At 64.6% G+C, this 6,022-nt stretch carries 7 protein-coding genes and 2 pseudogenes; 6 read left to right on the top strand and 3 right to left on the bottom strand.

Going from position 1 to position 6,022, the window contains the following annotated elements:
- From MOV75_RS24465 to MOV75_RS24450, 4 genes and pseudogenes are all read left to right on the top strand, one after another.
- Positions 1–461: pseudogene (locus tag MOV75_RS24465) on the top strand (DNA polymerase III subunit gamma/tau); the annotation flags it as partial.
- A gap of 27 nt (positions 462–488) precedes the next feature.
- A complete protein-coding gene (locus MOV75_RS24460; RefSeq protein ID WP_246930817.1) occupies positions 489–809 on the top strand; it encodes a YbaB/EbfC family nucleoid-associated protein in 321 nt (106 codons plus the stop codon).
- A gap of 1 nt (position 810) precedes the next feature.
- A complete protein-coding gene (gene recR / locus MOV75_RS24455) occupies positions 811–1,413 on the top strand; it encodes a recombination mediator RecR (RefSeq protein WP_036026497.1) in 603 nt (200 codons plus the stop codon).
- A 30-nt stretch (positions 1,414–1,443) separates the two neighbouring features.
- A complete protein-coding gene (locus MOV75_RS24450; RefSeq protein WP_246930815.1) occupies positions 1,444–1,878 on the top strand; it encodes a hypothetical protein in 435 nt (144 codons plus the stop codon).
- A gap of 112 nt (positions 1,879–1,990) precedes the next feature.
- Here MOV75_RS24450 and MOV75_RS24445 read toward each other — a convergent pair whose 3' ends face one another.
- The 3 genes from MOV75_RS24445 to MOV75_RS24435 form a co-directional block, all read right to left on the bottom strand.
- On the bottom strand, positions 1,991–3,355 hold the full coding sequence (locus MOV75_RS24445; RefSeq protein ID WP_246930813.1) for an MFS transporter: 1,365 nt from the start codon (positions 3,353–3,355) through the stop codon (positions 1,991–1,993).
- Between the two features lie 86 nt (positions 3,356–3,441).
- Positions 3,442–3,735, bottom strand: coding sequence for a GIY-YIG nuclease family protein (locus tag MOV75_RS24440; RefSeq protein WP_246930811.1), 294 nt, complete (start codon positions 3,733–3,735; stop codon positions 3,442–3,444).
- Between the two features lie 53 nt (positions 3,736–3,788).
- Entirely contained in the window at positions 3,789–4,988 is a 1,200-nt protein-coding gene (locus MOV75_RS24435; RefSeq protein ID WP_247006755.1) for a DNA recombination protein RmuC, read from the bottom strand.
- Positions 4,989–5,158: 170 nt separating this feature from the next.
- On the opposite strand from MOV75_RS24435, the gene def reads away from it, so the two are divergent.
- Both def and MOV75_RS24425 read left to right on the top strand, forming a co-directional pair.
- Positions 5,159–5,683, top strand: coding sequence for a peptide deformylase (def, locus tag MOV75_RS24430; protein WP_246932120.1), 525 nt, complete (start codon positions 5,159–5,161; stop codon positions 5,681–5,683).
- Between the two features lie 202 nt (positions 5,684–5,885).
- Positions 5,886–6,022, top strand: a pseudogene (locus tag MOV75_RS24425) (methionyl-tRNA formyltransferase); the annotation flags it as partial.

Here is a 6,022-nt window from a genome sequence, read left to right as displayed (position 1 = left end):
AAGCTGCCGCGCCCCAGCTGCGCGTCACCAGCTTCACCCAGCTCGTCGCGCTCGCCGGGCAGAAGCGCGATATCATGACCAAGAGCGCGCTCGAAGGCGACATGCGCCTCGTCCGTTTCGAGGAGGGCCGGCTGGAGGTCGCGCTCGAGCCGAACGCGGCGAAGACCATGATCTCCGAGCTCGCGAAGAAGTTCGAGCAGTGGACCGGCCGGCGCTGGACCATCGTCGTGTCCAACGAGCAGGGCCAGCCGACGCTGCGCTCGGTGAACCAGGCCGCCAAGCAGGAGCATGCGCGTACCGCCGAGGCCGATCCGCGCGTGCAGGAGGTGCTGTCGCGTTTCCCTGGCGCAAAGGTCGTCGAGGTCCGCAGGCTTGCCCCCGAGACGCCGGAAACCAATATAAACACCGACTATGGCAGTGACGATCCGCCCGACGGTTCCGACGGCGACGACGATCTCTAGAGCCAGTCTTTTCAAGGACGAGTACCGATGGCTGATTTTCTCGGCATGATGAAGCAGGCGGCGCAGCTGCAATCCAAGATGCAGGAGATGCAGGAGCAACTCGCCAACGTGGAAGTCGAGGGCATCTCCGGCGGCGGCCTCGTCGCCGTGCGTATGACCGCGAAGATGGACGTGAAGGGCATCAAGATCGATCCCTCGCTGATGAAGCCGGAAGAGCGCGAGGTGCTGGAAGACCTGCTCGTCACCGCCATGGGCGATGCGCGCCGCAAGGCGGAGACGGCGATGCAGGAGAAGATGCAGGCTCTCACCGGTGGGCTCGGCCTGCCGCCGGGGTTGTTCGGCCAGTAACATGGGCGCTGTTGCAGGTCCCGAAATCGAACGGCTGGTCCAGCTGCTCGCACGGCTGCCGGGCCTCGGTCCGCGCTCGGCGCGGCGCGCGGCGCTGCACCTGATCAAGAAGCGCGAAGCGCTGATGATGCCGTTGTCCTCGGCCCTCCAGGTCGCGCTCGACAAGGTCCAGGTCTGCAAGACCTGCGGCAACATCGACACGCAAAATCCCTGCACCGTCTGCACCGATCCGAAGCGCGATCCTGCGATCATCGTCGTCGTCGCCGACGTTGCCGACCTCTGGGCGTTGGAGCGGGCCAATGCCACCCAGGGGCGCTATCATGTGCTGGGCGCGACATTGTCGCCGCTCGACGGCGTCGGCCCGCAGGACCTGACCATCGACGCTCTGGTCGCGCGCGCCCATGATTCGCAGGTGCACGAAATCATCCTGGCGCTGAATGCGACGGTGGACGGCCAGACCACGGCGCACTACATCACCGACCTGCTTCAGGACGCCAATGTGAAGGTGACGCGGCTCGCCCACGGGGTTCCCGTCGGCGGCGAGCTTGATTATCTCGATGAAGGTACGCTATCGGCAGCAATGCGGCAGCGGACCCTGTTCTAGCAATCCCTGAGATCTCACGGAACGGACGACATGACGAAACTTTTCGCCACACGATTGGCTTTGGTCGCGACGATGGCGATGCTGGTGACCCCGGCGATCGCCGCACCGCAGGGTGACGACGCTCCGCCGCCGTCGAAGCCCGGCAAGCCGATCAACAATGGCGACGTGCTGTCGGGCGAGCTGAACGCGATGAAGGTGCGCGACGGCAAGAACGGCAAACGGATTCCGATGTACCAGATCACGTCCGAGCCGCGTCGCTTGCCGGCGCCGAACGGGCTGTGCAATCTCGAGACCGGCCCCGAGACCTTCCAGCTCGTCACCTCCAGCGACGCGCAGGCCACGCAGCTCAAATCGTTCGTCGGCAAGGAAATCTCCGTCAAGGTCGACGAGATCGCCTGCGCCAGCGATGCCGGCCAGATGAGCGAGGCCGTGATCACGAAGTGGAGCCTGATCAAGAAGCAGTAGGCGGCGACGTCGCCTCGCGACGAGCTGCCGTAGGGTGGGCAAAGGCGCAAAGCGCCGTGCCCACCATTTGGACGTGGTGGGCACGCTTCGCTTTGCCCACCCTACGAGACCTCTAAACCCGCACCGGCCCCAGCGCGTCGAAATGCCCGCGCTTTTGCAGCCAGGCCAGCAGCACCAGGCTAGGGATCGCCACCAGCACGCAGATCACGAAGAACAGCGGCCAGCCGGTCGCCGCAGCCACGAAGCCGGCACCTGACGACAGATAAGTCCGTCCCACCGCCGCAAGCGCGGTAAGCAGCGCATATTGCGTCGCCGTGTGCAGCGGGTTCTGGCACAGCGCGGAGAGATAGGCGACGAAGATCACGGTGCCGATGGCGCTGGTGAAATTCTCGGCGCAGATGGCGAAGGCCAGCGCCCATTGATTGGTGCCGACCACGGCCAGCCAGGAGAAGGACAGATTGGCCAGCGCCTGCACCACGCCGCCGATCCAGAGCGATGCCGCCAGCGGATAGCGCCGCGCGACGAAGCCGCCGGCAAAGCCGCCGATCAGGGTCGCAGCTAAGCCGACGCCCTTCACGATCGCCGCATAGTCGTTGCGGGTGAAGCCGAGGTCGATCACGAACGGCGCGGTCATCGTGCCTGAAAAGGCGTCGGTGAACTTGAACAACACGACGAAGGCGAGTGCGGCGAGCGCGTCCTTCCGTGACAAGAATTCCGAGAAAGCGCCGATCGCCGCCTGCAGCACGCGCGTGAACGCGGTCCCTGTTTTCGCAGCAGCTTCAGCCTGGACCGATTGCCCGGGCTCGGTCGCGGCCAGCGCCGTGATCGTCCCGATCAGCACCATCGCCGCCATCACCACATAGCCCCACATCCAGGCTGAGGTGCGGGTGATGCCGGTGCTTTCGAAACCGGAGACGATGAACAGCGCGCCCGCGGTCGAGACCAGCATGCCGATGCGATAGGCCGCGACGTAAGCCGCCATGCCGGCGGCCTGCTCGCTCTCCGGCAGGCTCTCGACGCGGAAGGCATCGACCACGATGTCCTGCGTCGATGACGTCGTCGCCACCAGCAGCGCGCCGAGCGCGACGTAGAACGGGGACTGCGCCGGATCGGTCATCGCCAGCAGCAGGATGGCGACGATCAGCAGCAATTGCGAGAACAGCAGCCAGCCGCGCCGCCGCCCGAAGGCGCGCGTGAACAGCGGCACATGCAGTGCATCCACCAACGGCGCCCACAGGAATTTCAGCGTGTAAGGCGTGCCGACCAGCGCGAACAGCCCGATGGTCTTGAGATCGACCCCGGCCTCGCGCATCCACACCAGCAGCGTCGAGCCCGACAGCGCCAGCGGCAGGCCGGAGGAGAAGCCGAGGAACAACACGATCAGAACCCGCGGCTGCAGGTACACGGCAAGACTTTCGCGCCAGGAGGTCGGGACAGCGGAAGTCGCGGCGGGGGAGGTCGCGTCGGGTGCGGTCATGGGGAGGTGTTAGCAGATTCTGATGGCCAAGAGTGAGATGTCGTCGCCCGGCTTGACCGGGCGATCCAGTATTCCAGAGGCCGGAGTTATGGAGGACCAGCGATCTCCGGATAGAGGTCGTTCCAGTCCGGATTGTCTCTCTCGATCAGCGCGGCCTTCCAGTCACGCTTCCACTTCTTCAGCCGCTTCTCTCTCGTGATCGCGTTCTCGGGGTCATCGAACTGCTCGAAGTAGACCAGCCTCACGACATCGTAGTCTTTCGCGAAGCTCTCGATGAGCTTCAGCTTGTGCTGTGCGACCCGGCGAATGAGGTCGCTGGTTACTCCAAGTAGAGCGTTCCGCCGATCTGCCGTCTCTGGGATACTGGGTCGCCCGGTCAAGCCGGCGACGACAGTGAAATTGGGCTGGCAGCGTACCGGATCTCAGAAGAGAATCACTCCCCCGCCTGGAGCTTCCGCGGAAACAGCTCGCCTGCGCCCGTGGCCACCAGCCGCGACCCTTCCGGCGCGTCGCTCTTGCTGAAATCGAGCTCCTCGATCCGTCCGGCGCGCTTCTCGATCTTGTCGGCGGAGATGAGGATCTGGCGGACGTCCTCGTTCGCATCGGAAAAATGCTTCTGCAGTTTGACCACGCGATCCCTGAGGCGGCCGAGATCGTCGCCCAGCTTGATCACTTCAGTCTGGATCTGGTCGGCGGCATCGCGCATGCGCGCGTCCTTCATGATCTGCTGCATCACCTGGATCGCGAGCATCAAGAGCGAGGGCGACACCAGCACGACGCGGGCGCGGTAGGCTTTCTGGATCACGTCGTCGAAGCCGTCATGGATCTCGGCGTAGACCGATTCCGACGGCACGAACATCAGCGCCATCTCCTGGGTCTCGCCGGTGACCAGATATTTCTCGGCGATGTCGCTGACATGCTTCATCACGTCGCCGCGCAGGCGCTGCGTGGCAACGCGCCGCTCCTCGTCGGTGCGGGCATCGTGCAGGGCCGTCATCGCCTCCAGCGGAAACTTGGCGTCGATGCAGAGCGGGCGCTGGTCCGGCAGGAACACGACGCAATCGGGCCGCTTGCCGGTCGAGAGCGTGAACTGGAACTCGTAGGCGCCTTTGGGAAGTCCGTCCTGGACGATCGCCTCCATCCGCGCCTGGCCGAAAGCGCCGCGCGACTGCTTGTTGGCGAGCACGTCGCGCAAGGTCGTCACCTGCGTGGTGAGGTCGGTGAGATTCTTGTGGGCACTGTCGATGATGCCGAGCCGCTCGTGCAGCGCGCGCAGGCTCTCCATGGTGTTGCGGGTCGAGTGTTCCATGGACTGGCCGACGCGATGGGTCACCGAATCCAGCCGCTCGTTGACCGCCCGCGCCATCTCGGCCTGACGTCCCGCCAGCGCCTGGGTCATGGCGTCGACCCGTCCAGAGGATTCGCTCTGGGCGCGCAGCACCTCGCTCAGCCGCTCCTCGAGCTCGTCGGCCCGGATCGCGTGCGCCATCGCGAGTTCCGCGCCGCGTCGCCCGGAGCGCGCGATCACCACCGCAATCACCACCAGCAGGATGAGGACGAGCGCACCGAAGCCGATCAGCGCATCGATGATGCGCACCGGCCAGTCGCCAATCAGGAAAATAATCTCGTTCATGTGCCCTTCTAACGCGATTCGCCGATATTCGCGAACGAAGAGGGAACGTCAGGGGTTAACCACTCCCTAATTTTTATGGTTAACGAAAAGCGAAGTTTTATGGTTAGCGAGGGGTTAACGGGGTTCCCCACCGCATTGACCGCATCCGGCATGCGGCTTAAATCGCGGCCATGGCCCTCAGAGAAATCATCATCCTGCCCGACAAGCAGCTGCGCCTGGTCTCCAAGCCGATCGAGAAGGTCACCTCGGAGATCCGCAAGCTTGCCGACGACATGTTCGAGACCATGTACGACGCGCCCGGCATTGGCCTCGCCGCGATCCAGATCGCGCAGCCGCTGCGGCTGATCACCATGGACCTCGCCAAGCGCGATGAGAACGGCGAGACCACGCCGCTGCCACGCGTCTTCATCAACCCCGAGATCATCGCGTCCTCCGAGGAGCTGTCGGTCTACGAGGAAGGTTGCCTCTCGATCCCCGAATATTACGAGGAGGTGGAGCGCCCTGCGAAGGTGCGAGTGCGCTTCACCGATCTCGACGGCAAGGTGCACGAGGAGGACGCCGAAGGCCTCTACGCCACCTGCATCCAGCATGAGATCGACCACCTCAACGGCGTCCTGTTCGTCGACTACCTCTCGAAGCTCAAGCGCGACCGCGTGATCAAGAAGTTCGAAAAAGCCGCCAAGCGGGCGGAGTGAGTTGTAAGCAATTGGCGTTGCCGCACGCTCCCCTGCGCTGCCTCCCCCCTTGCGGGGGAGGGTGGGGGAGAGGGGTAGCCCAGCAAATGGTCCAACCGGGGCAATGAACCAATCTGCGCTCATTCTGAAAGAGCGCGTCGTGTGGCGCCCCTCTCCCTAACCCTCCCCCGCAAGGGGGGAGGGAACGCAGCGAGTTCTGTTGATGCCCCTCCGCCTCATCTTCATGGGCACGCCCGATTTCTCCGTGCCGACGCTGCTCGAGCTGGTCGCGCATGGCCACGAGATTGCGGCCGTCTACACCCGCGCGCCGAAGCCGGGCGGGCGGCGCGGCCTGCAATT

The organism is Bradyrhizobium sp. PRIMUS42, from assembly GCF_023006515.1.
GTDB lineage: Bacteria > Pseudomonadota > Alphaproteobacteria > Rhizobiales > Xanthobacteraceae > Bradyrhizobium.
This window is presented reverse-complemented; position numbering and strand designations above follow the sequence as displayed.

Excerpts from the sequence above, each read along its gene's own strand:
- MOV75_RS24445 (WP_246930813.1), bottom strand. The coding sequence starts at position 3,355 with ATGACCGCACCCGACGCGACCTCCCCCGCCGCGACTTCCGCTGTCCCG.
- MOV75_RS24460 (WP_246930817.1), top strand. The coding sequence starts at position 489 with ATGGCTGATTTTCTCGGCATGATGAAGCAGGCGGCGCAGCTGCAATCC.
- recR (WP_036026497.1), top strand. The coding sequence starts at position 811 with ATGGGCGCTGTTGCAGGTCCCGAAATCGAACGGCTGGTCCAGCTGCTC.
- MOV75_RS24435 (WP_247006755.1), bottom strand. The coding sequence starts at position 4,988 with ATGAACGAGATTATTTTCCTGATTGGCGACTGGCCGGTGCGCATCATC.
- def (WP_246932120.1), top strand. The coding sequence starts at position 5,159 with ATGGCCCTCAGAGAAATCATCATCCTGCCCGACAAGCAGCTGCGCCTG.
- MOV75_RS24450 (WP_246930815.1), top strand. The coding sequence starts at position 1,444 with ATGACGAAACTTTTCGCCACACGATTGGCTTTGGTCGCGACGATGGCG.